The sequence below is a fragment of the Geodermatophilus sp. SYSU D00815 genome (assembly GCF_054050035.1).
In genome coordinates this window covers 191,891-214,454 of the sequence record NZ_JBJGYO010000003.1, presented here as the reverse complement: position 1 = coordinate 214,454, position 22,564 = coordinate 191,891, and the positions used below count along the sequence as shown (strand labels likewise).

Here is a 22,564-nt window from a genome sequence, read left to right as displayed (position 1 = left end):
ACGACGCGCCGCTGCCTCAGCCGCCCTCCTCCAGGAGCCGCTTGAGGGTGGCGAGGTCGCGGTCCATGCCGCGGCCGATCACCCGCGCCATGACCGGGCCGAGGAGGCCGCCCACCGTGAGCTCGTACGACACCCGCGTCCCCGCGCCGTCCTCCTCGCAGCGCAGGACGCCGTCCGGCCGGACGGGGCCGGCGGTGGTGTGGAAGTCCTGCCGCTCGGGCGGCTCGTGCCGGGTGATGACGAAGGGCGAGCGCATCTCCCGCCCCATCACGCGGCGCACCTCGACCCCGCGGGACCCGACGCCGATCGGGCCGTCGTCCACCATCTCCGTGCGGACCAGGTCCCTCTCCCACTCGTGGTGCCGCGACACGTCGGCGAGGTAGTCGAAGACGGCGGCCCGGGGGCGGGCGACGACGACCTCGCGGCGGACCGTGCTCATGGGGCGGCAGTGTGCCGCCGTCCCCACCGGCCGCGACAGGGCACACCGACCTCGAACTGTGGGGGCGGGTGTGGGACCGCTGTGGGTGTTCCGTGCACCGGTCCGGCCGCAGGCTCGTCGCCATGACCGAGACCGCCACCCTCACCGACGTCCACGACATGTACGTCGTGCACCGCGCCTTCCGCCGCGAGTTCGGGCTCATGCCCCGGCTCGTGCGGGCCGTCCCCGCCGGCGACACCGCCCGCGCCGCCGTCCTGGCCGAGCACGGCCGTCGCATCCTCGCGGGGCTGCACCTGCACCACTCCGGCGAGGACGAGCTGCTGTGGCCCAAGCTGCTGGAGCGCTGCCCGCCCGACGAGGCGTTGATCCACCGCATGGAGGCCCAGCACCACCGGGTCGAGGAGTGCACCGAGAAGCTGCGGACCGCGCTGGCCCGCTGGGAGGCCGAGGCGCGCCCGGCGGTGACCGCGGAGGTCGCCGCGCTGTTCCAGGACCTCGCCGACGGGTTGTTCGAGCACCTCGCCGAGGAGGAGCAGCACATCCTCCCGCTCGCCGAGCGGCACGTGACTCAGGAGGAGTGGACCGAGCTCGGCGACCACGGCTTCGGGCAGATGAAGAGGTCCGACCTGCCGCTGATGGGCTGGATGATCTTGGAGGAGGCCACCCCGGAGGAGGCGGCCGAGATGTACGCCAAGGTGCCGCCGCCGGCGCGGCTGCTGTTCCGGACCGTCTTCGCCCGCAGGTACCGGAAGTACGTCAGGCGGGTACGCGGGTGATCCGCGCGGCGAGGCCGGGGACGTCGGCCGGCTCCACCCGCCGGCCGCGTTCCCAGGCCCGCCGGAACGCCTCCTCGCCGAGCTCCGCGCGGACGGCGTTGAGCAGCCGGCTGGCGTGCTCGGGGTCGGGCGGGACGGCGACCGTGGTGGCCGCCGCCTCCGCCGCGGCGCCGAACAGCTCCGCGGCGAGCTCGGGCTGCCCCCGCTCGGCGGCCAGCGCGCCCAGGTCGGGCAGCGCGTAGGCGGTGTTCCACGTCGTCCTGATGCCGGCCGCGAGCTGCACCACCTCCAGCAGGTGGGCGAGCGCGGCGTCGTCCTCGCCCCTGACCCTGGCGAGGCTGGCCTGCGCGTTGAGGACCGTGGCCAGCGTGAACGGGCTCCCGAGCTCGCGGGCGACCCGCTCGGCCTCGTCGAGGACGGCGCCGGCGCCGGCCGGGGCGCCCGAGCGGATGAGCCGCTGCGCCTCCAGCTGCGCGCCGTGCGCCTGCGCCCAGCGGCTGCCCGACCGCGCCGCCACGTCGCGGGCCTCTGCGACCAGCCGGCTCGCGCGCTCGGCGTCGCCGAGGAACACCGCCGCCGACCCGCCGAGCACCAGCGCCTCGGCCAGCAGCTCGTCGTCCCCGACCTCGGTCGCGCTGCTGACGGCGCGGGCGGCCGGCGCGACGATGCCGGGGATGTCGCCGGAGGCGTAGCGCAGCGCGGCGACCGCGACGTCCAGCCCGGCGCGCTCCGGGGCGTCGAGGCCGTCGTCGGGGACGCGGGCGAGCCAGCCGAGCCCCTCGACGGCGTTGCCGCGCAGCGCCCAGTACATCCAGGTGTCGACGCCGAGCAGCGCGGCGTCGCCGTACCGGCGGGCCTGGAGCAGGTGGGCGAAGGCGGCGCCGAGGTTGCCGTGCTCGGCCTGCAGCCGGTCGAGCCAGTCGCCCTGGTCGGGGCCCTTGAGCCCGGCGCGGGCGTCGGCGGCCAGGTCGAGGAAGAAGTCGGCGGCGCTGCCGGCGATCACCGCGGTCTCGCCGGCCTCGGCGAGCTTCGCGGCGGCGTACTGCCGGATCGGCTCCAGCAGGCGGTAGCGGCCGTGCTCGGCGACGACCAGCGACTGCTCGACCAGGCCCTCCAGCGCGGGCAGGACGTCGCCGCCGCTGACGTGCTCGGCGGCCTCCAGGCGGAAGCCGCCGGCGAAGACGGACAGCCGCCGCAGCAGCACCTGCTCGGCCGAGGTGAGCAGGTCGTGGCTCCAGTCGAGGGTGGCCCGGATCGTGCGCTGACGCTGCGGCAGATCGCGCGAGCGCGGCTCGCCCACCACCCGGTCGAGCCGGGCGAGCAGGGCGGCGGGGTCGAGGAAGCGGGCGTGCGCGGCGGCGAGCTCCAGGGCGAGCGGGAGGCCGTCGAGGCGCCGGCAGATGGCGGCGACGTCGGGTGCCGACCTGTCCAGCGCGATGTCGCGGCCGGCGGCGCGGGCGCGGTCGAGGAAGACCCGGGCGGCGGGGGAGCGGCCGACGTCGTCGGGGTGCGTGCTGCCCGGCACCGGGAGCGGCGCGAGCGGGTAGTCGCGCTCGGCGCGGATGCGCAGCGGCGCGCGGCTGGTGGCGAGCACGGTGAGCCCGGGGGCGCGGCGCAGCAGCTCGGCGACGTCGCCGGCGGCGTCGAGCACGTGCTCGACGTTGTCGAGGACGACGAGGTGGTCGCGGCTGCCGAGGTGGGCGGCGACGGCGTCGATCAGCGGGTCGGCGAGCTGGCGGACGCCGAGGGCGCGGGCCAGCGTGGGCACGACCAGGCGGGCCTCGCCCACCGGGGCGAGCTCGACGACGGTGACGGCGCTCGAGGCCGCGCGGGCCACGTCGAGGGCGAGCGTCGTCTTGCCGACGCCGCCCGGGCCGGTGAGCGTGACCAGCCGGGTGGTGCCGTCCGTGAGCAGCGCGGCGAGCTCCTCGCGCTCGCGGCTGCGGCCGATGAGCGGCGCGGCGGGGAGCGGGACGCCGGGCGGGACCGGCGGCTCGGGCGGCGCGGCCGGCCGGGCGGCGGCGGAGAGCGCGTCGCGGTCGGCGTCGCCGAGGCCGAGGGCGTCGGCGAGCGCGCGGACCGTGTGCGGGTACGGACGGCGCCGCTCGCCCCGCTCGAGCGCGCCGATGGCCTTGGCGGTGACGCCGGCGCGCTCGGCGAGCTCCTCCTGGGTGAGCGCGGCCCGCTCGCGGAAGCGCCGCAGCTGCTCGGCGAACACGCCCGGTCCCTCGCTCATCGGCGGGGAAGGTAGCAGCGCGCGGGCGGGGTCCGAGGGCTCTCAGGCCCGGGCGGTCGGCTCGACGGCGGCCATCAGCTCGGCGATGACCTCCGCCGCGGGCCGGACGTCGTCGACGGCCCCGACGCCGGTGCCGGCGTAGAGCGCCATCGCCGCGACGTCGCCGTCGACGCCGGCGAAGGGCGGCAGGCCCGCGCCGCGGGGGACGGGCACCTGCCGGCCGCCCATCGCCGCGGTCCCGACCACGTCCGCCGCCCGGGCCACGCGCTGCACCGCCGACCGCAGCACCCGGGCGCGCGGGCTGGTGGCGCACAGCGGGCAGACGGCGAAGGCGCCGGTGATCACGGTGGCGTCGTCGCCGGCGTCGACGAGCGCCTGCTTGTAGGCGGGGTGGGCGCCGGACTCCACCGTCGCGATGAAGCGGGTGCCGATCCGGGCGCCGTCCGCCCCGGTGCGCATCACCTCGGCGAAGGTGCCCGCGTCGGCGATGCCCCCGGCGGCGAGGACGGGGACGTCGACCGCGTCGAGGACCTCCTGCAGCAGGGGGAACAGCGGCTCGTAGCCGCGCACGTGACCGCCGGCCTCGGAGCCCTGGACGGTGACGACGTCGCAGCCGGCGTCGACGGCGGCGCGGGCCTCCTCGACCGAGCCGACCTGCCAGTTGACCAGAGCCCCCGCGCCGTGGGCGCGCTCGACGACCGCGGGGGAGGGGTCGAACCAGAAGCAGTCGACGAGCCGGACGCGCGCGGCCGCGTCGGCGACGACGCCGGGGTCGACGTCCTGACCGGCGAAGTTGACCGCCAGGACCCCGCGGGTGCGCCTGAGCAGCCCGTCGATGCGCTCGAGCAGGAGCTCCGGCGCGACGTTCAGGGCCGACAGGGTGCCGACGGCGCCGGCGTCGGCGACGGCGGCCACGAGGGCGGGGGCGGCGATCTCGCCCATCGGGGCCTGCTGGACGGGGACGGTGCAGCCGACGAGCTGCGTGAACCGGGTGCGCACGACCGACCTCCCGTGCCGGTGGTGACGGAACGGTCCTCCCTCCGGCGGTGCGGGGTCAACGGGATCACAGCCGCCCGACCGTGCCGGTGGCCGCCGCGCCCGCCGATAGAGGTACGAGGTGGCGGATGCTCCTTCGATCCCGCCACCTGAGGAGGGGGCTGGGGGATGGCCAGACGGCGTGGACGGGTCGGCAACTGGCTGGCGACGCTGGCGGGTGCGCGACCGGACATCCTCGAGGTGGCTCCCGGCGCACGGGCGAAGTTCGCCGCGCTGGGCGGGGTGCTGCTGTCGACCGGCGGCCTCGCGGTGCTGTCGGCCGCGTTCGCGGTGTCCATGGCGCTCGGTGTGTGGTGGCCGTTCGCGGTGCTCGTCGGCATCGGCTGGGGCTTCGTGATCGTCAACCTCGACCGGATGCTGCTGGTCGGGATGGCCCACGACGCGTCGCTGAAGCGCAACGCCCTCATGGCCTTGCCGCGGGTCGGCCTGGCTCTGGTGCTGGGCATCGTGATCTCCACGCCGCTGACGCTGCAGATCTTCCACAAGGAGATCGACACCGAGATCGTCGCGCTGCAGGCCGAGAAGTCGGATGAGTACAAGCGGTCGCTGGACTCCGACGCCCGCTTCGCCGGCCTGCCCGAGCTGCGGGAGCGGGTGGCCGCCGAGCAGGCGATCGTGGCCTCGGGCGGGCAGTCCGACCCCGACCTCGCGCCGCTGCAGGGCGAGGTGGCCGCGGCCCAGGCGGCCTACGACCAGGCGCTGGCCACGCAGCGGGAGCTGTCGGCCAAGGCGCAGTGCGAGCTCGACGGCACCTGCGGCACCGGCGACGCCGGCACCGGGGAGGCCTACGTGCAGGCCCGGGCCGCCGCCGACGCGCAGGCCGGCGTCGTCGACTCGGCCCGGTCGGAGCTGGACGCCGCGATCGCCGCGGTGTCGGCCGGCGCCGGGCGCGCGATGCAGCAGGCCGCCGCCGACCTGGAGACCGACAAGGCGGAGCTGGCGCGGCTGACCGGGGACCAGGCGCGGCTGCAGGCGGCGTTCGACGCGACCAACAGCGACAACACCGGGATGCTCATCCGGCTGGAGGCGCTGTCGCGGCTGACCGACTCGAACGCCACGATGGCCGCCGCCCACTACATGCTGGCGCTGCTGTTCATCTGCATCGAGCTGCTGCCGGTGCTGATGAAGATGCTGCTCAACTTCGGCCCGAAGACCACCTACGACCGGCTGGCCGAGATGCGCGACGACGGCGACCTGTCGGTGGAGGAGCTGCAGCAGGCGGCGCGCCGCGAGGTCGAGGAGGCGCAGCAGGAGCTGCTCGTCCTGGCCGAGAAGGAGCGCGTCGACCGGCAGAAGGAGGCGGTGCTGGAGCGCCGCCGGGCACGGCTGGCCGCGGCGGCCGAGCGGTCGGTGCTGGGCCAGGTGCCGGAGGCCCGTCCCGCGCCCGAGGCGGCCGACGACGACACCGCCCGCAAGCCGTGGGACACCGGCCCGATCCTCGAACTGGCCCGCAGCACCGCCTCCCGCGCGCTCCGGCCGGTGCGCCGCCGCCCGGCCGAGCGGGTGCCCGAGAGCGTCTGACCGCCGTGGTAACGCCCCCGGGGCGGCGCCCCCCCGCGCCGGGGGGGGCCCCCCACCCCGGCCCCCCCCCGGCCCCCCCCCCCCCCCCCCCCCCCGCGGGGGCCCGCCCCTCGGCCGTTCAGCCGATGCTGCTCCCGCTGCCAGGTCGGAGTAGGAAGGCGACGTGCGCGACCTCGTCTACTACGTCGGCGTCACCATCGACGGCTTCATCGCGGGACCGGGCGACCAGATCGACTTCTACCCGGCCTCGCAGCCGTACGAGGAGTGGATGGCCACCGAGTTCGGTGACGCGCTGCCCACGCACATCCGCCGGGCGCTGGGGATCGACTCCGTGCCCAACCGGCGCTTCGACACCATCGTGATGGGCCGGCGCACCTACGACCCCGCGCTCCAGGCCGGGATCACCAGCCCCTACGCGCACCTGCGCCAGGTTGTCGTGTCCCGCACGCTGGAGTCGCCGGACCCGCAGGTGACCGTCGTGCGCGACGACCCGGTCGCGGCGGTGCGCGCGCTCAAGCAGGAGGAGACGGGACTGGACGTCTACCTCGCCGGCGGGGGACAGCTGGCGGGCCGGCTCCTCGACGAGATCGACCGCCTGGTGGTCAAGTGCTACCCCGTCGTCGCGGGGACCGGGCGCACGGCCTTCGGGCCGCAGTTCGCGCCCACCCGGTTCGACCTCGACGACGTGCTCACCTTCCCGGGCGGCAACGTCGTCCTGTTCTACTCGCGAGCGCGCTGACGGAGCGCGGCGTCAGCCGGTCCCCTCCCCACCGTCACGGTGGGCGGACGGCGGCCGCCCGGTCGTGTGACCGGGCGGCCGCCGTGGTGCTACCGCGTGCCGATCAGAGGAAGCTCTCGACGAACTCGAGCACCTCGGGCAGGTCGACGCGCTGGGAGTAGGTGACGCCGGCGCAGGTGCCGTTCGTCACGAAGGAGTTGACCGCCAGGACGGTGTCCGTCCCGCCCAGGAAGTCCGCTCCGCCGGAGTCGCCGAAGCAGGTGCCGCCCCGGCCCTGCGCCGGGTTGGCGGTCAGCTTGATGAACCTGTCGCTGAGGCCGTTCTCGCTGGCCACCAGCAGCGAGGGGGCGTAGTAGCGGGTGAACGTGCCGGTCCACTCCGGCGGCCCGCCACCGACGACGCGCTCCTGCACCCCGTAACCGACGAGGTCGACCGGCGTCCGCATGGGGAGCGTGTCGACGAGGCCCGCCGTCGGCAGCACCGCGAACTCGGTCACGGTCGAGGGCTCGTCGAGCACGACGACGCCGATGTCGTAGTCGGCGAACCGGGTCAGACCCGAGCCGCACTCGATGCAGAAGTCCGGATGGGTGTACGCCGTGCCGGTGGTGAACGGCCCGGTCGCCAAGAACTCGGCGATCGGCAGGTCGCCGCGGGGCACGTCGGTGTCGAAGGTGGCCCACACCTCGGTGGCGCCGTCGGTGCAGTGCCCGGCGGTCAGCACGACGGTGGGGCTCAGCAAGGAGCCGGTGCAGCGCCAGAAGGTGCTGCCGTCACTGAAGAGCAGCAGGCCCTCGTAGGGATGGTTGTCGCCGTCCGGGATGCCGTTGGTGACGGCCTGCGCGGGGCCGGCGACCGCCAGCAGCCCGAGCAACGCGGCGAACAGGACGATCAATCTGCGCATGTGGTCCCCCTCGGTGTGAGCGCAGGACCCCCGTGTGGCCGAGCACCACGCCGTGCTCGACTGTTGGTGTCGTACCAACTGCAGAGGGTCACCGCAACTGGGACGGGACCGGCCGGTTTCGAAGCGTGGGTGGCTAGCGCGCGTCCGTGACCGAGCGCCCATGGGTGTCGCGCGGCCCGGGAGGCGCCGCGGTCCGGACGGGGTGGGGGAACTCCGGGCCTCCAGTGGCGGCTGGTGCACGCGTGCCCGACACGTCGGTGCGGACGAGCTCGGTTCGTCGGCCACGACCTCGGAGTGGCGGAGCCTCTCACTGCTGTCGGCCACCGGGGTCGACGCGTGCCGGGTCGATGCCCGGCGGGAGACGGTCACCGGGACGGTCTCCGGAAAGGCTTCGATTTCATGCGTCGCACCCTCGCCGTGGTGGCAGCCGCCGCTGCGTCCCTGCTCGCGCTGTCCGGCACCGCGCAGGCCGCCGGGACGACCTACGTGTCCGCCGAGGACCTGGGCACGCCGTTGACCGGTGCCACGAGCTCCTGCCAGGTCACGGAGTCGGGCTGGTGCACCTACCAGCGCGGCGCCGGAACCGTCGCGCTCGTCGACGTCGAAGGCGACACGCACCTCCAGCTCTCGACGCCCGTCGACGGCAACGCCAAGGCCTTCGCCCTCGAGTACGACCACCGCGGTGCGCTGCTGAGCAGCATCCGGACGATCTCGTACGACTACCTGGTCACGGCGCCCGGGTCGAGCGATCCGCGGCAGGCGCCTGCCATCAACGTCGAGATCGTCACGGAGGCGGGGGTCCCCGCCGTCCTGGTGTACGAGCCGCTGTACGCGGTGGCCGGTTACGCGAACCCGACCACGTGGAGCTCGCAGACGCCGACCTCCGCGGAGGGCGGCTGGTGGACTCCGCAGTCGGCGCTCCAGCAGGAGCTGCAGGCCGCGCAGGACGACCCGAGCGAGTACGGCGGCGCCACGTGGGCCGACGTCCTGGAGGTCACTGGGAACGCCACCACGATGGGCATCGGCGTCAACCAGGGCGGCGGCAACGCCGGCCTGGTCTCGCTGGTCGACCTGCTGACGGTCGACGACACCGTCTACGACTTCGGCGCGGAGCCGGCGCCGGAGCCGCCCGCGAAGCCGGCGACGGCCGAGGACTGCAAGAACGGTGGCTGGCGGACGTACACCGACCCCGCCTTCCCGAACCAGGGCCAGTGCATCCAGTTCGTGAACACGGGCAAGGTCGGCCAGGGCGCTGCCGGTGCGACGCCGAGGCCGAGCGCGCCCTCCGTCGGCAAGGTGCGCGCCGCGTAGCCGTCCGCTGGAACGCGAAGGGGTCCCGGTGTCCATCGGGGCCCCTTCGTCGTCCAGCGCCGTCGCCAGGGCCTCCGTGGCCTCGGCACCGCGCTGCCGGCGGGCGCCGACGGCGTCGGCCAGCACGAGCGCGGGATCAGGCGCGGCGCTCAGCGGCACCCGGACCGCGTCGCCGGGGAAGTCCTCGGCGACGGAGGACGGCGGCGCCGAGTTCGTCCACTGGGGCGACTGACGCCCCCCGATCCTCAAGGCGAGGCCCTCACTAGCCGATTCCTTATCCAGAAGATAAGTTTCCGCGTAGTGAGAGGAGGCGGGATGGCAGCCCTACCCGGGGAGATCACCCGCGCGCCGCTGCGCACCTTCCGTCCGCAGGACCTCGCCGAGGTCTACAGCCAGCCCAGCGTGCAGCTGCACCGGCTGGTCCGGGACCCGCGGGTGCGCAAGGCCGCGCACGGCCTCTACTACACCGTCCCGGACGACCAGGATCCTGCGTGGATGCCGACCCTCGAGGCCGTCGCGGCGGGCGTCGCCACCGCCATCTTCGGCGAGCGGGTGCCGGTGCTCATGCACCTGACGGCCGCGCGGCTGCTCGGCGCACTGCCCCGGGCCATCGGTCAGGCCGTCGTCGCCGTCCCCCGGCAGCACGCCCCCCTCCGCCTCACCGACCGGCCTGCCGCCACGGTCACCTTCGTCGCCCGGGATGTCGACGGGCTCGACGCGGCCCTGCGCCCCACCGATCTCGGACCGGCCCTCGTCACCACCCCGGAACAGACGGTGCTCGACCTGACCAGACGACCCGAGCTGGGCGGCATGCCCGAGGAGTGCCGGGCCGCGACCCGGGTGCTGCTGCCCCGTTGCGATCCCGGACGCCTGGAGGAGATCGCGCGCGCTCAGCGGATGGTGCGCACGCTCGAGCGGCTGCGCGCCGAGAACGCGTAGGACGTCGACCATGGAGGAGCCCGGCGGCGCGCATCCCCGCAGCCGGTACGAGGCGCTCGCGCCCTCAGACCCCGGCTGGCTGGATGCCGCCCGCGACTACGCGAGCACACCGGAGGGTCGGGAACGGCTCGCCACCAGTTGCTCGACGCCGACCGCTACCCCCACATGGCCTGAAGAGGCGTGGCAGACCGCGCTCGGCCACCAGGGCGTCGTCCGCGTGCCCGCCGAGGAGGCCCTCACCGTCGTCCGTGACCGGTGGCGAGCTGCCACTCGGCCGGCCTCGCCGGCGGAGCAGGCAGTGATCGCGACGCCGCCTCCAGGGCACCACGCCGCGTAGCGGCGACCGCGGGCGCGGCAGCGGCGCTGGCCCGCACCACCAGCCAGGGTGGGAGCAGCTCCGCGACGACGGGGTCCGTGCCGCCCAGCTGCGCCACCAGGAGCTGCAGCGCCGCCTCGCCGAGCCCGGCGAAGTCGGCGTGCACGGTGGTCAGCGGAGGGGTGAAGTGCGCCGCCTCGGGGACGTCGTCGAACCCCACCACGGCGACCCGGCCGGGTACGGCCAGACCACACTCGTGCAGCGCCCGCAGCACACCCAGGGCGAGGCAGTCCCCGGCCGCGAACACGGCGGTCACGCCCGGGCGCTCGCGCAGGTCCAGGCCCGCGGCGTAACCGGCCGCCGCGCTCCAGTCGGCGGCCGGCACGAGCGGCGGCGGCTCCGACCCGGCCTCGTGCAGCGCCAGCGCCCAACCGGCAGCGCGCTCCCGTCCGTCCGGGCAGTCGTCCGGTCCGCTCACGTGCCAGACCGTCCGGTGGCCCGCCGCCAGCAGGTGGGCCGTGGCCTCACGGGCGCCGGCCCGCTGGTCGATCCGGGCGGCCGGGTGGCCGCCGACGGCCACACCCAGCCCCACCACCGGCACCCCGACGTCGAGCTCGGGCACCGGCAGCTGCACGGCGAGCCCCGCGACCCCGTGGTCGAGCAGCCGGCCGGCCGCGGCGCGCACCTCGTCCGGGTCGGCGACCGGGACGTTCGCCACCTGGACTGCGAACCCGGCGCAGGCCGCGGCCCGCTCGAAGGCGGCGAGCGTCTCGGCAGGCCCGTACGAGGTGAGCCTCGTCGTCACGATCCCGATGACGGAAGCCCGGCCGGTGACCATGGCCCGCGCCGCCCAGCTCGGCCGGTACCGCAGCTCGGCGATCGCCGCCTCCACCCGCCGCCGCGCGTCGTCGCTGACGCTGGGCGAGCCGTTGAGCACCCGGGAGACGGTCTGCCGCGAGACGCCGGCCCGGCGGCCGACGTCCTCGATCCTCGGGCGACGTCCGGACACGGCCGCGCGCCGTCAGTCCCGCGCGACGGGCAGCCAGACCCGCATTGTCGACGGACCCCGGTTGCCCCAGGAGTGGTACGGCACCAGCGGTACCTCGCGCAGCTCGGGTCGGGTGCCCTCGGCCGGCGTCCCGTACGGCCACGCCGGCTCGGGCACCGGCACGGTGCCGGCCCGCACGACCGGCGTCCCGTCGCGCTCGCCCGGCGGCTGGGAGACGTCGACCCGCACGTCGTCCACCGGCGCGCCGAGGTCCACCGACTCCAGGCACATCACCAGCGGCCCGCGCTCGACCGCGACCTGCCCGCGTACCGCGTCGATCCGCGGGTGCGGCCAGGTCCAGCGCGGCGCCACGGGCAGCTCGAGCGAGACGACGTCCCCGCGTTCCACCCGCACGGTCACGTAGCCGGGGCCGGCCGTCTGCGACCCGGACGGAGTCCGCAGCGTCGCCGTCCCCGCCCACGCGGGGACCCGCAGGCTCAGCACGAAGCTCGACGGCCCGTGGGTCACCTCCACCCGCACGGCGCCGTCCGCCGGGTAGCCGGTCTCCACGCGCAGGCCCACCGGCGACCCGTCCGGCAGCGTCGTGGCGATCTCCGCCGGCGCGTACTGGTGCAGCTGTACCCCGCCGTCGTCGACCGACGCCAGGTACGCCCCGAGGGTGGCGAAGGTGCGCGCGACGTTCGTGGGGCAGCACGAGACGTTGAACCACGGCGCGCGCAGCGCCGACGCCGCCCGGGGGCTCGCGACGTCCGGCGGCGGGACGGCGCCGGGGACGCGCTGGTGCAGCGTGTTCGTGTAGAAGAACGCCCGCCCGTCGGCCGCGGGCGAGGTGGCGACGACGTTGAACAGCGTGCGCTCGACCGTGTCGGCGTACTCGGGTCCGCCGGTGGCCAGCAGCAGCCGGTGGGCGAGCATCACCGAGGCGACGCCGGCGCAGGTCTCGGAGTAGGCGCGGTCGGGCGGGAGCTCGTGGTCCAGGCCGAACGACTCGCCCTCGTGGTGGGCGCCCATGCCGCCGGTCAGGTAGGTGCGGGTGGCGAGGGTGTGCCGGGTCTGCCGGGTGACGGCCTCGAGCAGCTCGTCGTCCTTGGTGTCGACGGCGAGGTCGGCGGCACCCATCGCCAGGTACAGCGACCGGACGGCGTGCCCGCGGTGGACGGCGGCCTCCCGCACCGGAACGTCGTCCTGGTAGTACGCGGCGCCGAACTCGATGTCGCCCAGCACGCCGTGACCGCGGCGCTCCACGAACAGGCGGGCCTGCTCCAGGTACCTCGCATCGCCGGTGTACCGGGCGAGCTCGACGAGGGCGACCTCGATCTCCGGGTGTCCGTCGACCGACTCGATCCCTCGGGGCCCGAAGACCTCGCAGACGTGGTCGGCGGTCCGCAGGGCGACGGTCACGAGCAGGTCGTCGCCGTGCGTGCGGCCGCGGGCGACGGCCGCCTGGATCAGGTGGCCGTAGCAGTACAGCTCGTGGCCCCACCGCAGGTCGCTGTACCGCGGCTCCTGCCCGGGCCGGCCGAACCTGGTGTTGAGGTAGCCATCGGGCTCCTGCGCGGCGGCGATCCGCTCGACGAGGGCGCGCAGCCGGCGGTCCACGTCCCGGTCGCCGGTGCGGCCGACCTCCCAGGCCATCGCCTCGACGAGCTTGTAGACGTCGGAGTCGGAGAACTCGCGGCCGCGCCGGTCGGCAGGCAGGCGGCCCTCGACGGCGGCGTCGAAGTTGCCGATCCAGCCCATGTCCTCCATCCACCGCTCGCAGTGCCGGAGGATGGCCGTCGCGTTCAGCTGCTGGCGGTCGGCCCAGAAGCCGCCGGTGATCCGGACGTCGCCGATGCCGAGCGGGCGCCAGGTGCCGCAGGCCGGGACGACGGGGCGTCCCCACGTCAGGTCGCCGTCACGCACGCCGGGCCGCCCAGTGGGCCTCGAGATCGGTGGTTCCGAACCGTTGGAGCAGCTGCGCGTGGGCGTCGAGGCCGACGGCCGAGATCCACGGCAGGCAGGTCTTGTTGCCCTCGCCCTTGCCGCGGCCGCCGAACCCGGTGCCGAGGAACATCGGGTCGTCGATCAGCCACCAGCTGACCAGCAGCCCCTCCTCCTGCAGCCCCGGCCGGGCGTAGCCCCACGTCTTACCGGGGGTGGCGACCGTCTCGTTGGAGCCGTGCAGGCACAGGACGGCGACGGTGGCCAGGTCGCGGTCGTCGGCGGCCAGTGCCACCGCGTACAGGTCGGGGACGGCGTGCACCTCGTAGGGGTGGATGTAGCCGGCGCCGCAGGTGTCGCAGGCGCTCCAGCCGGTGCTGCGGAAGCCGTACCCGGCGAGCGTGCTCGATGGAGGCAGCGGGACGTCCCACAGGTAGATCCAGGTGGCCAGCAGCCTGGCCGCGTCCAGCGCCGCGGCGTGCCAGCGGCGGTCGGGCTCCACCTCGGCCATCCCCAGCGCGGCGCGCAGGCAGAACAGGATGCTCTCGCTGTCGACCAGCTGCGGCCGGGCGTAGATCGAGTCGTGGATGCCGCCGTTGTGCTTCATCCCGTCGACGAAGTGCTCGACGACGAAGGCGGTCGCCCGGCGGGCGGCGGCCAGCCACCGCGGGTCGCCGTCCAGGGCGTGCAGCCGCAGCAGCAGCGGGACGACGGTGGCGGTGGAGGACTTCTGGTTGAGCTCGGTCGGCCCGAACCACGAGCGCGGCTCGACGATCGGCTTGCCGTCGAAGTCGTAGGCCCGCCGCCAGGTGCCGTCGTCCTCCTGCACGTCGAGCAGGAACTCGCCGAACCGGCGGGCGGTGGCCAGCCAGTCGGCGTGCTCCCGGCCGCGCGCGGCCTCGGCCTCGTAGGCGCGCAGCAGCGCCTCGTGCTCCTCGGCCATGCACCGCAGGTAGGTGCCCTCGACGCCCGACAGGGCGTCGATCGCGTGCTTCATGTGCGTGTAGACCGGGCCCATGAGGTCCTCGAGGTCGGTGGCCTCGTCCGCGTAGGCCAGCGGCAGCAGCAGCCCGCTCCACCAGGCCCGGCTGCGGCCGTCGTCGAGGTCGTAGAGCGTGGGGCACAGGCCGAACGGCGATTCGCGCACTTGGTGCACGAAGAAGTCGATGGTCTTGCGGGCCTTGGCGTCGGCGTCGTCGTCCCCGGTGCGCGCGGCGTGCTCGAGCACGTGCAGGGCGTTGAGCACCGTCTGCCCGGTGAAGCCGTACTGCAGCACGTTGCGCAGCTGCTCGCCGTTCTGCGGGTGGCAGTTGGTCACGAAGCCGGCCGGCACCGGCTCCTCACCGGCCCGCTCGGCGTAGTAGGGGAGCAGCGCCTCGATGCGCAGCCGGTGCAGCTCGTCGAAGGACGCCGGCAGCTCCACCCGGCGCGGGGCGAGGTGCTCGATCCGCCGCTGCCACAGCGCCCACAGCGCGCCGACCGGGGTGTCGGCGACGACGGCGGTGAAGCCGTAGCGGACGTCGAAGCCGCCCTCGGCCAGCGGCCAGAACGCGCCCCAGGGCTCGCGGCCCTTCGCGGTGAGCGCATGGCTGCGGGTCTGCTCGACGAACGGGTACGACGCGACGGCGCTCACCCGCTCGTCGTCGTCCGGCACCAGGCCCAGGCTGCCGATGTCGGTGCGCTGGAAGAACTCCTGCTGGCCGCGCTCGCGGTCGGGGACGTCGTCGAAGTCCGGGACGTCGTCGCGGCTGAGCGCGATGCCCAGCCCGGCCGACGGCAGGTAGGACAGCACGGCCAGGCCGGTCAGGCGGTCGTCGCGGAAGGTCAGCGAGCGGCTGTCGGTGTAGTCCTCCACGCCGTCGCCGTCGACGTCGTTGAGGTCGTACAGCGCCGGCGGCGCGAACAGGACGGCGTCGTAGAACCGGGAGCCGACCAGCGTGCTCTCCAGCGAGACGCGCACGGTGCCGGAGCCGGTGACCGCGCGCTCGACGCTCACGCCGCCAGCCCCCGTGGACCATGCGTCGCGCACGACGACCTCGCCGCCGGCGTGCCGGACGGTCGCCGTGCCGGTGAGGACGCCGCCCGCGTCGGTCAACTCGTCGTACGCAGTGCGCAGGGTGGTGCCGTCGGGGAGCTCGACCACCACGGGGGTGGTCAGCCGGACGGCGCGCTCCTCGCCGTGCCAGAGCTCGACGCCCGAGCCCGGGTCGAGGTGGACAGCCTTCAGCTTCATCGGTGCGGTCTCTCCTGGGGTCGTTCGGGGCTTGGGGCCGGTCAGCCCTTCGAGGCGCCGCTCATGAGGCCGGCGATGATGCCGCGCTGCGCCACGACGGTGACCACGAGGACGGGGAGCAGGTAGACCACCGAGGCGGCGGTCATCTGCCCCCAGTAGGTCTGGAACTGGGTGATGTAGCCGGCGATCCCGACCGGCATGGTCTGGGCGTCGGGGGTGCGGGTGAGCGCGAGGGCGATGACGAACTCGTTCCAGGCCGCGAGGAACCCGAACAGCGCCGCGACGCCGACGGCGGGCTTGGAGATCGGCAGCACGATGCGGGTGAGGATGCCGAGCGTGCCCAGGCCGTCGAGCCGGGCCGCCTCGGCGAGCTCCTCGGGCAGCTTGCGGAAGAAGCCCTCGAGCATCCAGATGACCAGGGGCAGCACCACCGGGATGTAGGCGATGACCAGGCCCAGGGTGTTGTTGATCAGCCCCATCGAGCGGAACTGCAGGAAGAACGGCAGCGCCAGCACGACCGGCGGGAAGAACCGGGTGACCAGCGCGGCGCCGAGCAGCACGCCGGACAGCCGGAACCGGAAGCGGGCGAAGCCGTACGCCGCCGGGACGCCGAGCAGCAGGCTGATCAGCGTGGCCCCGGAAGCCACGACCAGGCTGTTGCCGAACAGCTGGAGCACGTCGGTGCCGGTGAGCACGTCGCCGAAGTGCTCGACGGTCGGGTCCTGGGGCAGCACCGTCGGCGGGATCGCGAAGATCTCGCCGGTCGGCTTCAGCGACGTCGTGAAGATCCAGATGATCGGCAGCAGGAAGAGGAACGTCGCGACGACGGTGAGGACGCCGGCGCCGATCGGCTTCACGGGGTTGCGCCGCCGGGGGGCGCTGCGGCGGGGTGCCTGTTCCGGCGCGGCGACCGCCGGGGGACGGGACTTCAGCAGGGTGCTCACGCTGCGTCCTCCTTGTCGCGGAGCAGGGCGAACACCGCCCACGCGCTGGCGGCGATGACCAGGACGAAGACCACGGCGGCCGCCGCGCCGCCGGCGAAGTCGGTGTTGGTGAACAGCAGCCGGTACAGGTAGCTGCTCATCACCTCGGTGGAGCCGCCGGGGCCACCGCCGGTGAGCACGTAGACCGAGTCGAAGACGCGGAAGGCGTCGGCGAGCCGGATCACGAGGATGATCAGCAGCGCGGGCTTGAGCAGGGGCAGCGTGATGTGCCAGAACGCCCGCCACGGGCTGGCCCCGTCGGTGCGGGCCGCCTCCTCGAGCTCCCTGGGCACGTTGGCCAGTCCGGCCAGGAGCACCAGGACGACGAACGGCAGGGCCAGCCAGACGTTGGTGACCAGGATGGTGATCCGCGACAGCCACTCGTCGGCGAACCACGACGGGGTCGGCAAGCCGAGCACGGACAGGCCCCGGTTGATCAACCCGTAGTCGTTGGAGAACAGGAACTTCCAGGCCAGCGAGGCCACGACCGGGGCCACCATCAGCGGCAGGGCGATGACCAGCCGCATGACCTTCCGGCCCCGCGTCTCGCGGTTGAGCAGCACCGCGATGGCCAGCCCGAGGACGACCTCGACGACCAGCGAGGTCACGACGAAGCCGATCGAGTGCAGCAGGGCCTCCTGGAAGGCGCTCGACCCCAGCACCCGGCTGTAGTTGTCCAGCCCGGCGAAGGTGGCCGGTGGCCCCGCGGGGGAGAGGCTGAACTCCTGGAAGCTCAGCGAGACCGTCCACAGCACCGGGAAGGCGACGGTGACGGCCAGGGCGACGACGGCCGGGCCGGTGAGCAGGACGCCGGTGAGCCGTCGCCGGCCGGCCAGCGTCCGCCCGCGCCGCCCGGCCGTCGTCGCCGCGGTCACTGCCCCGACTCCTCGTAGGCCGCGTCCATCGCCTCCTGCGCCGTCCTCAGGGCGCTGTCGACGTCCGACCCCTGCGACATCACCGCCGAGACGGCGACCGCCATGGCCTCCTGGTACTGCGGGTAGGCGGGCGTCATCGGCATCGAGGTGCTGGCCGCCACCGAGTCGGCGAAGACCTGGAAGGTCTGCCGCTGCGCGTCGGTGAGGCTGGTGTCGGCGGCGAGGGTGTCGACGACCGACTGCCGGGGCGTGGGGACGGTCTGGTCGCGGCTGATCTGCTCGAGCATCTCCGCGCTGGTCGACCACTGCAGCCACTCCCAGGCCTCGTCCTGGTTCTGCGAGGCCGAGGAGATGCCGAAGCCCCAGGCGAACGTCGTCGCGACCTGGTGGGGGTTGCCCGGCGCGGGGGCGATGGCGACGTTGCCGGCGACCTTCGACTGCGCCGGGTCCTGGGCGAGGGAGTACAGGTAGGGCCAGACCAGGGCCATGGCGACCTTGCCCTCGAGGAACTGGCCCTGAATCTCGGTGAGGTCGTGCAGGCCCTCGGGGCTGGAGCGGTCCTGGAACTGGACGCCGGTCATGAGGTCGAACGCGGCGCGGGCCTCGGGGGTGTCGATGGTCGGGGCGCCGTCGTCGCCGACGATGTCGCCGCCGGCCTGCTGGATGTAGCTCTGGAAGCGGGTGGAGACCTCGTTGTCCTGCTTGCCCGGCATGATCGTGCCGTAGACGCCCGCGGCCGGGTCGGTGAGCCGGATGGCGACGTCGCGGTACTCCTCCCACGTGGTGGGCGGGTTCTGGATGCCGGCGGCCGCGAGCAGGTCGGTGCGGTAGTAGAGCACCAGGTTGTGGACCATGAACGGCAGGCCGTAGAGGCCGCCGTCGTAGCTCACGGTGTCGAGGGTGTGCGGCAGGAAGTCGTCGCGGTCCTCGTCGGCGAGCCGGTCGGTGACGTCGACGAGGTACCCCTTCTCGGCGAACTCGGGGATCCAGGGCTGGTCGACGGTGTAGACGTCGTAGGCGCCCTCGCCGGAGACGGCGTCGGAGAGGAACTGCTGGCGCATGTTCGCGTGGGGAACGGCGAGGATCTCGACCTCGATGCCCGTCTCCTCGGTGAACTCGGGCGCATGCTCCTTGTAGAACGCCTCCCAGGGGGAGCCGGCCTCGACGCCGATGGTGATGCTGCCGTCGCCGTCACTGGAGCCTTCGTTGCCGCCGCCCCCTCCGGGGGCGCACGCCGTCAGGACCACCGCGAGGGCGGTCACCGGGACGAGCGCGGAGCGGCGCAAGCGGCGTTGCCTGCTGGACATGGGTCCTCCGGATCGGATCTGGAGTTCGGACCTTTACCGGGACCGAAACTCTGCCGAAATGCTTTTCGTCACGCTAAAGTGGTGCTCGTCACGCGTCAAGCACCGGCCCGTGCGAAAGCGTTTCGGGATCCGCGAGGGGGGTTCGGATGACGGAGGTGGAGGGCCGGCGACCGACGCTGAAGGACGTCGCCCGCCTCGCGGGGGTCTCCATCGCGACGGCGTCGAAGGCGCTGAACGGGCGCGACCAGGTGCACCCGGAGACGCGGCAGCGGGTGCTGGAGACGGCGCAGCGGATCTCGTTCACACCCAACCCGCTGGCGCGCGGGCTGCTGGCCGGCCAGTCGGGCACGGTGGGGCTGCTCACCAACGACCTCGAGGGCCGGTTCTCGATCCCCATCCTCATGGGTGCCGAAGACGCTTTCGGCGCCGGCCGCATGTCGGTGTTCCTCTGCGACGCCCGGGGTGACGCGATCCGGGAGTCGTTCCACCTGGCGGCGCTGCTGGCGCGGCGGGTGGACGGGCTGATCGTGGTGGGCTCGCGCACCGACCCCCGGCCGTCGCTCGGTGACCTGCCGGTGCCGGTGGTCTACGCCTACGCGCCGTCGGCCTCCGCTGCCGACGTCTCGCTGGTGCCCGACAACACCGCCGCCGGGCGGATGGCCGCCGAACACCTGCTCTCGATCGGCCGGCGGCGGATCGCACACGTCTCGGGTGATGTGGGGTACGCGGCGGCGCGCGACCGTGCCGACGGCGTGCGATCGGCGCTGTCGGCGGCCGGCCTCGACCTCGTGGGTGACCAGGTGCTGTACGGCCACTGGTCGGAGGGATGGGGCCGTGCGGCGACCGGGACGCTGCTCGACCTGCACCCCGACCTGGACGCCATCGTGTGCGGGTCCGACCAGATCGCGCGGGGCGCGCTGGAGACGCTCCGCGACCGCGGGCGGGACGTGCCTGGGTCGGTGGCCGTGGTCAGCTTCGACAACTGGGAGATCCTGGCCGCCGAGGCGCGTCCGCCGCTGACCAGCGTGGACATGAACTTCGAGCGCTTGGGGCGGCTCGCCGCGCAGCGGCTGTTCCAGATGATGAACGGCGAGCCGCACAGCGGCGTCGAGACGCTGCCCTGCCGGCTGGTGATCCGGGGCTCGTCGGTCGCCGGTTAGGCCGACGCCAGGGTGCGCTCCAGCGCCTCCTGCAGCGACCACGTCATGCCCTCGGCCCTCGCCGCTCCGTAGGCCTCGTCGCCCAGTTGCTCCCGCGCCCGGGCGGCCAGGTCGTCCAGCAGCAGGGGGAGGGCGGGGGAGAGCGGCGTCCCGATGGCCGTGCGCACCGAGGCGGCCGCACCGAGGGCGCGGGCGGCGACCGCGGCGTGCCCGTCGGCCAGGGCCAGCGCGGCCAGGCCTTCCAGGGCGTGGGCGGTGCTCGCCCGTTGCCCCGCGTGCCGGCAGGCGGTCACGCCGTCCAGGATCGAACGTCGCGCGGCGTCGACGTCCCCGCGCGCGGCGAGGGCGAGGCCGCGGAGGTTGCGCGCCTGCCCGACCAGGGCGTCGTCCCCCACCGCGTCGGCGACGTCGGCCGCCGCGGCGTAGTGCCGCTGGGCCGCCTCGACGTCGGAGCGCAGCATCGCCACGTCGCCGCTGGCGATATGCATGTGCGCCTGGCCGACCTCGTGGTGCAGCGCGGTGTAGCGGTGGAGCGCGTCCTGGATCCAGCGCTCGGCGTCCGCCAGCGAGTTCTCGGAGATCGCGACGTAGATGCCGGCCACCGCGGCCATGGCGTGGTCGTAGGCGTGCGCGGCGTCGTCCGGGAGCAACGCCCTGCCTTCGGGGAGCATCGCGCGCACCGACGCGAGGTCGCCGAAGACGCCGCCGACGAACGCGCGCAGCACCAGCAGCCGGCCGCGGACGTCCGGGGCGGCGTCGTCGGCCCGCGCCAGTGCCCTGTCCAGCCACTTCACCGCCTCCCGCTCGTCGTCCCGGCGGGTCCGGTACGAGAGCGTGTCGCGCAGCAGCAGGGCCGCGGTGCCGACGTCGCCGGTGTCGATGGCCCGCTGCAGGGCGGCGCGCAGGTTGGCCAGCTCGGCGTCGAGGAGGTCGGCCCGGGTGCGGTGCTCGTGCCCGGTCGCCGTCACCAGGCTCTCGACGAGCTCGACCAGCCACGCGGTGTGGCGGCGCTCGGTCTCGGGGCGGTCGGGGGAGGCGGCCAACTTCTCGGCCGCGTACGCGCGCACCGTCTCGAGCATGTCCAGCCGGTCCTCGCCGGAGCGCACGAGCAGGCTCGCGTCGAGCAGGGCGGAGAGGCAGTCGAGCACGTCGGCCCCGCAGACGGCCTCCGCGGCGTCGAGGGTCCAGCCGCCGGAGAAGACCGCGAGCCGGGCGAAGACCTCCCGGTCGGGCGGGCCGAGCAGCTCGTAGCTCCAGTCCATGGTGGCGCGCAGCGTGCGCTGCCGGTCGGGCAGGTCCACCGGCCCGCCGGTGAGGAAGTCGAGCTGCCGCACGAGGCGGTCGAGCAGCGCGACCGGCGGCATCAGCCGGACCCGGGCCGCGGCCAGCTCGATGGCCAGCGGCAGGCCGTCGAGGCGGTGGCAGATCTCGCTCACCGCCGCGTAGCTGAGGGAGTCGAGGTTGAAGCCCGGGCGGACGGCGCCGGCGCGGTCGGCGAACAGCCGCACGGCCGGGGCCTGGGGCAGCGTCGCCAGCGGGTACTGCCGCTCCGACCGCAGCCGGAGGAGTTGCCGGCTGGTGACCAGGAGGACGGCCGCGGGGACGGCGTCGAGCAGCGCCGCCAGGTCGGTGGCCGCGCCGGCGACCTGCTCGAAGTTGTCGAGGACCAGCAGCGTCCGGTCGTCGTCCAGCGCCGTCGCGACGGCGTCGATCGCCTCGGCGCCGCGCTCGCGGCGGGCGCCGACGGCGTCGGCGAGCGTGGGCAGCACGAGCGCGGGATCGGGGACGGCACTGAGCGGCACCCAGACCGCTCCACCGGGGAAGTCGTCAGCCACGGCGCGCGCCGCCTCGAGGGCGAGCCGGGTCTTGCCGACGCCGCCGGCCCCGGTGACGGTGACCAGCCGGGTGTGCGGTTCGTGCAGCAGCGTGGTGACGGCGGCCAGGTCGTCCTCCCGGCCCATCAGCTCGCCAGGGGGGACCGGGAGCCGCTGCTCGCGGGCCCGGGTCCGCGGCGGCGGGAAATCCGTGGGCAGGCCCTCGACGTCGAGCTGGTACAGGGCGGCCGGCTGCGGGAAGTCCTTGAGCCGGTGCCGGCCGACCGAGCGCAGGGCGGTGCCGGCCGGCAGCTGCTCGTCGACGAGCGCGGCGGTGGTGGCCGACAGCAGGACCTGGCCGCCCGCGGCCGCGGCGGCGACCCGGGCCGCCCGGTGCACGTCCAGCCCGACGTAGCCGCCCTCGCCCAGCGTCGCCTCGCCGGTGTGCAGGCCCATGCGTACCGGCACCGTCAGCGCGCGCTGCGCGTCGGCTGCGGCGGCAAGCGCCTCCCCGGCGGCGGGGAACGCGACGAAGAACGAGTCGCCCTGGGTGTCGACCTCCCGGCCGCCGTGCCGGGCGAAGACGCTCCGCAGCAGGCGCCGGTGGTCCGCCAGCGCGCGCGTGTAGGCCTGGCGATCCTGCCGGACGAGCCGGGTGGAGCCCGCGATGTCGGTGAAGAGGAAGGTCACCGTGCCGGTGGGCAGCGCCGCGTCGTCCACGGTGATCGCCTCCCGGGCCGGTGACCCGACCAGCGTCGGCGTCCCTGCCGTGGCGCAACCAGGGCCCGAGGACCCGAGGCGGTCAGCGGTGGCGGGTGAGGTCCATCGGGATGACGTCGGCCTGCCGGGGGACCGTCCGCGGCGGGAGGTGGTCGCGGCACCAGCGCTCGCAGTCGGCGAGCAGGTTGCCGGTGGAGACGGGGTGCGGCGCACCGAGGGCGGCCAGCCGGTGGGCAGCGGGCAGGGCGCGGTCGAGCATGCCGTCCTCTCGTCGTGCGGGCCGCGGTTCGGATGGCCCTCGATTGC

The 22,564-nt window shown here is 74.6% G+C and carries 18 protein-coding genes; 6 read left to right on the top strand and 12 right to left on the bottom strand.

Annotation, left to right across the window (positions count from 1 at the left end; translation table 11 throughout):
- Nucleotides 1–16: 16 nt before the first annotated feature.
- Nucleotides 17–439 (bottom strand): SRPBCC family protein, encoded by a 423-nt coding sequence (locus tag ACI78S_RS05555; protein ID WP_456971227.1) that lies wholly within the window; start codon nt 437–439, stop codon nt 17–19.
- A 122-nt stretch (nt 440–561) separates the two neighbouring features.
- Here ACI78S_RS05555 and ACI78S_RS05550 point away from each other — a divergent pair, with 122 nt between their 5' ends.
- Entirely contained in the window at nt 562–1,215 is a 654-nt protein-coding gene (locus ACI78S_RS05550) for a hemerythrin domain-containing protein (RefSeq protein ID WP_456971226.1), read from the top strand.
- Here the strand turns inward: ACI78S_RS05550 and ACI78S_RS05545 are convergent.
- A complete protein-coding gene (locus tag ACI78S_RS05545) occupies nt 1,196–3,451 on the bottom strand; it encodes an ATP-binding protein (protein ID WP_456971225.1) in 2,256 nt (751 codons plus the stop codon). The two genes, ACI78S_RS05550 and ACI78S_RS05545, sit on opposite strands and share 20 nt — an antisense overlap.
- 42 nt (nt 3,452–3,493) lie before the next feature.
- Nucleotides 3,494–4,450: an NAD(P)H-dependent flavin oxidoreductase gene (locus ACI78S_RS05540; protein WP_456971224.1), complete on the bottom strand. Its 957-nt coding sequence runs from the start codon at nt 4,448–4,450 to the stop codon at nt 3,494–3,496.
- A 165-nt stretch (nt 4,451–4,615) separates the two neighbouring features.
- Here ACI78S_RS05540 and ACI78S_RS05535 point away from each other — a divergent pair, with 165 nt between their 5' ends.
- Complete coding sequence (locus tag ACI78S_RS05535; RefSeq protein WP_456971223.1) at nt 4,616–6,028, top strand: DUF4407 domain-containing protein; 1,413 nt, start codon at nt 4,616–4,618, stop codon at nt 6,026–6,028.
- Nucleotides 6,029–6,191: 163 nt separating this feature from the next.
- Nucleotides 6,192–6,767, top strand: coding sequence for a dihydrofolate reductase family protein (locus ACI78S_RS05530; RefSeq protein ID WP_456971222.1), 576 nt, complete (start codon nt 6,192–6,194; stop codon nt 6,765–6,767).
- A gap of 103 nt (nt 6,768–6,870) precedes the next feature.
- Here ACI78S_RS05530 and ACI78S_RS05525 read toward each other — a convergent pair whose 3' ends face one another.
- Nucleotides 6,871–7,668 carry a trypsin-like serine protease gene (locus tag ACI78S_RS05525; RefSeq protein WP_456971221.1) on the bottom strand — a complete coding sequence of 266 codons (798 nt, stop codon included), beginning with the start codon at nt 7,666–7,668 and terminating at the stop codon, nt 6,871–6,873.
- A gap of 420 nt (nt 7,669–8,088) precedes the next feature.
- On the opposite strand from ACI78S_RS05525, the gene ACI78S_RS05520 reads away from it, so the two are divergent.
- Both ACI78S_RS05520 and ACI78S_RS05515 read left to right on the top strand, forming a co-directional pair.
- Nucleotides 8,089–8,979: a hypothetical protein gene (locus tag ACI78S_RS05520; RefSeq protein WP_456971220.1), complete on the top strand. Its 891-nt coding sequence runs from the start codon at nt 8,089–8,091 to the stop codon at nt 8,977–8,979.
- 315 nt (nt 8,980–9,294) lie between these two features.
- On the top strand, nt 9,295–9,918 hold the full coding sequence (locus ACI78S_RS05515) for a type IV toxin-antitoxin system AbiEi family antitoxin domain-containing protein (RefSeq protein WP_456971219.1): 624 nt from the start codon (nt 9,295–9,297) through the stop codon (nt 9,916–9,918).
- 236 nt (nt 9,919–10,154) lie between these two features.
- Here the strand turns inward: ACI78S_RS05515 and ACI78S_RS05510 are convergent, their stop codons facing one another.
- Genes ACI78S_RS05510 through ACI78S_RS05485 form a run of 6 tightly spaced genes read right to left on the bottom strand, consistent with a single transcriptional unit; the run spans nt 10,155 to nt 18,564 of the window.
- Nucleotides 10,155–11,243, bottom strand: coding sequence for a LacI family DNA-binding transcriptional regulator (locus tag ACI78S_RS05510; RefSeq protein ID WP_456971218.1), 1,089 nt, complete (start codon nt 11,241–11,243; stop codon nt 10,155–10,157).
- A 12-nt stretch (nt 11,244–11,255) separates the two neighbouring features.
- Nucleotides 11,256–13,148: a glycoside hydrolase family 127 protein gene (locus ACI78S_RS05505; protein ID WP_456971217.1), complete on the bottom strand. Its 1,893-nt coding sequence runs from the start codon at nt 13,146–13,148 to the stop codon at nt 11,256–11,258.
- The gene (locus ACI78S_RS05500) at nt 13,141–15,399 is read right to left on the bottom strand and encodes a hypothetical protein (protein WP_456971216.1); all 2,259 of its coding nucleotides are present in this window, start codon (nt 15,397–15,399) and stop codon (nt 13,141–13,143) included. The genes ACI78S_RS05505 and ACI78S_RS05500 overlap by 8 nt, the downstream gene beginning before the upstream one ends.
- 41 nt (nt 15,400–15,440) lie before the next feature.
- Nucleotides 15,441–16,343 (bottom strand): carbohydrate ABC transporter permease, encoded by a 903-nt coding sequence (locus ACI78S_RS05495; RefSeq protein ID WP_456971215.1) that lies wholly within the window; start codon nt 16,341–16,343, stop codon nt 15,441–15,443.
- Nucleotides 16,340–17,257, bottom strand: a complete 918-nt coding sequence (locus ACI78S_RS05490) for a carbohydrate ABC transporter permease (protein WP_456971214.1) — start codon at nt 17,255–17,257, stop codon at nt 16,340–16,342. The genes ACI78S_RS05495 and ACI78S_RS05490 overlap by 4 nt, the downstream gene beginning before the upstream one ends.
- The gene (locus tag ACI78S_RS05485) at nt 17,254–18,564 is read right to left on the bottom strand and encodes an ABC transporter substrate-binding protein (RefSeq protein ID WP_456971213.1); all 1,311 of its coding nucleotides are present in this window, start codon (nt 18,562–18,564) and stop codon (nt 17,254–17,256) included. The genes ACI78S_RS05490 and ACI78S_RS05485 overlap by 4 nt, the downstream gene beginning before the upstream one ends.
- A 146-nt stretch (nt 18,565–18,710) precedes the next feature.
- On the opposite strand from ACI78S_RS05485, the gene ACI78S_RS05480 reads away from it, so the two are divergent.
- Nucleotides 18,711–19,724 (top strand): LacI family DNA-binding transcriptional regulator, encoded by a 1,014-nt coding sequence (locus ACI78S_RS05480; RefSeq protein WP_456971212.1) that lies wholly within the window; start codon nt 18,711–18,713, stop codon nt 19,722–19,724.
- On the opposite strand, the gene ACI78S_RS05475 is transcribed toward ACI78S_RS05480, so the two are convergent.
- Nucleotides 19,721–22,258, bottom strand: coding sequence for an ATP-binding protein (locus ACI78S_RS05475; protein WP_456971211.1), 2,538 nt, complete (start codon nt 22,256–22,258; stop codon nt 19,721–19,723). The two genes, ACI78S_RS05480 and ACI78S_RS05475, sit on opposite strands and share 4 nt — an antisense overlap.
- Before the next feature lie 82 nt (nt 22,259–22,340).
- Nucleotides 22,341–22,517 carry a hypothetical protein gene (locus ACI78S_RS05470; protein ID WP_456971210.1) on the bottom strand — a complete coding sequence of 59 codons (177 nt, stop codon included), beginning with the start codon at nt 22,515–22,517 and terminating at the stop codon, nt 22,341–22,343.
- Nucleotides 22,518–22,564 lie beyond the last annotated feature (47 nt).

Coding starts and splice junctions, on each gene's coding strand:
- ACI78S_RS05515 (WP_456971219.1), top strand. CDS start 9,295: ATGGCAGCCCTACCCGGGGAGATCACCCGCGCGCCGCTGCGCACCTTC.
- ACI78S_RS05480 (WP_456971212.1), top strand. CDS start 18,711: ATGACGGAGGTGGAGGGCCGGCGACCGACGCTGAAGGACGTCGCCCGC.
- ACI78S_RS05470 (WP_456971210.1), bottom strand. CDS start 22,517: ATGCTCGACCGCGCCCTGCCCGCTGCCCACCGGCTGGCCGCCCTCGGT.
- ACI78S_RS05555 (WP_456971227.1), bottom strand. CDS start 439: ATGAGCACGGTCCGCCGCGAGGTCGTCGTCGCCCGCCCCCGGGCCGCC.
- ACI78S_RS05485 (WP_456971213.1), bottom strand. CDS start 18,564: ATGTCCAGCAGGCAACGCCGCTTGCGCCGCTCCGCGCTCGTCCCGGTG.
- ACI78S_RS05535 (WP_456971223.1), top strand. CDS start 4,616: ATGGCCAGACGGCGTGGACGGGTCGGCAACTGGCTGGCGACGCTGGCG.
- ACI78S_RS05550 (WP_456971226.1), top strand. CDS start 562: ATGACCGAGACCGCCACCCTCACCGACGTCCACGACATGTACGTCGTG.
- ACI78S_RS05525 (WP_456971221.1), bottom strand. CDS start 7,668: ATGCGCAGATTGATCGTCCTGTTCGCCGCGTTGCTCGGGCTGCTGGCG.
- ACI78S_RS05545 (WP_456971225.1), bottom strand. CDS start 3,451: ATGAGCGAGGGACCGGGCGTGTTCGCCGAGCAGCTGCGGCGCTTCCGC.
- ACI78S_RS05500 (WP_456971216.1), bottom strand. CDS start 15,399: ATGAAGCTGAAGGCTGTCCACCTCGACCCGGGCTCGGGCGTCGAGCTC.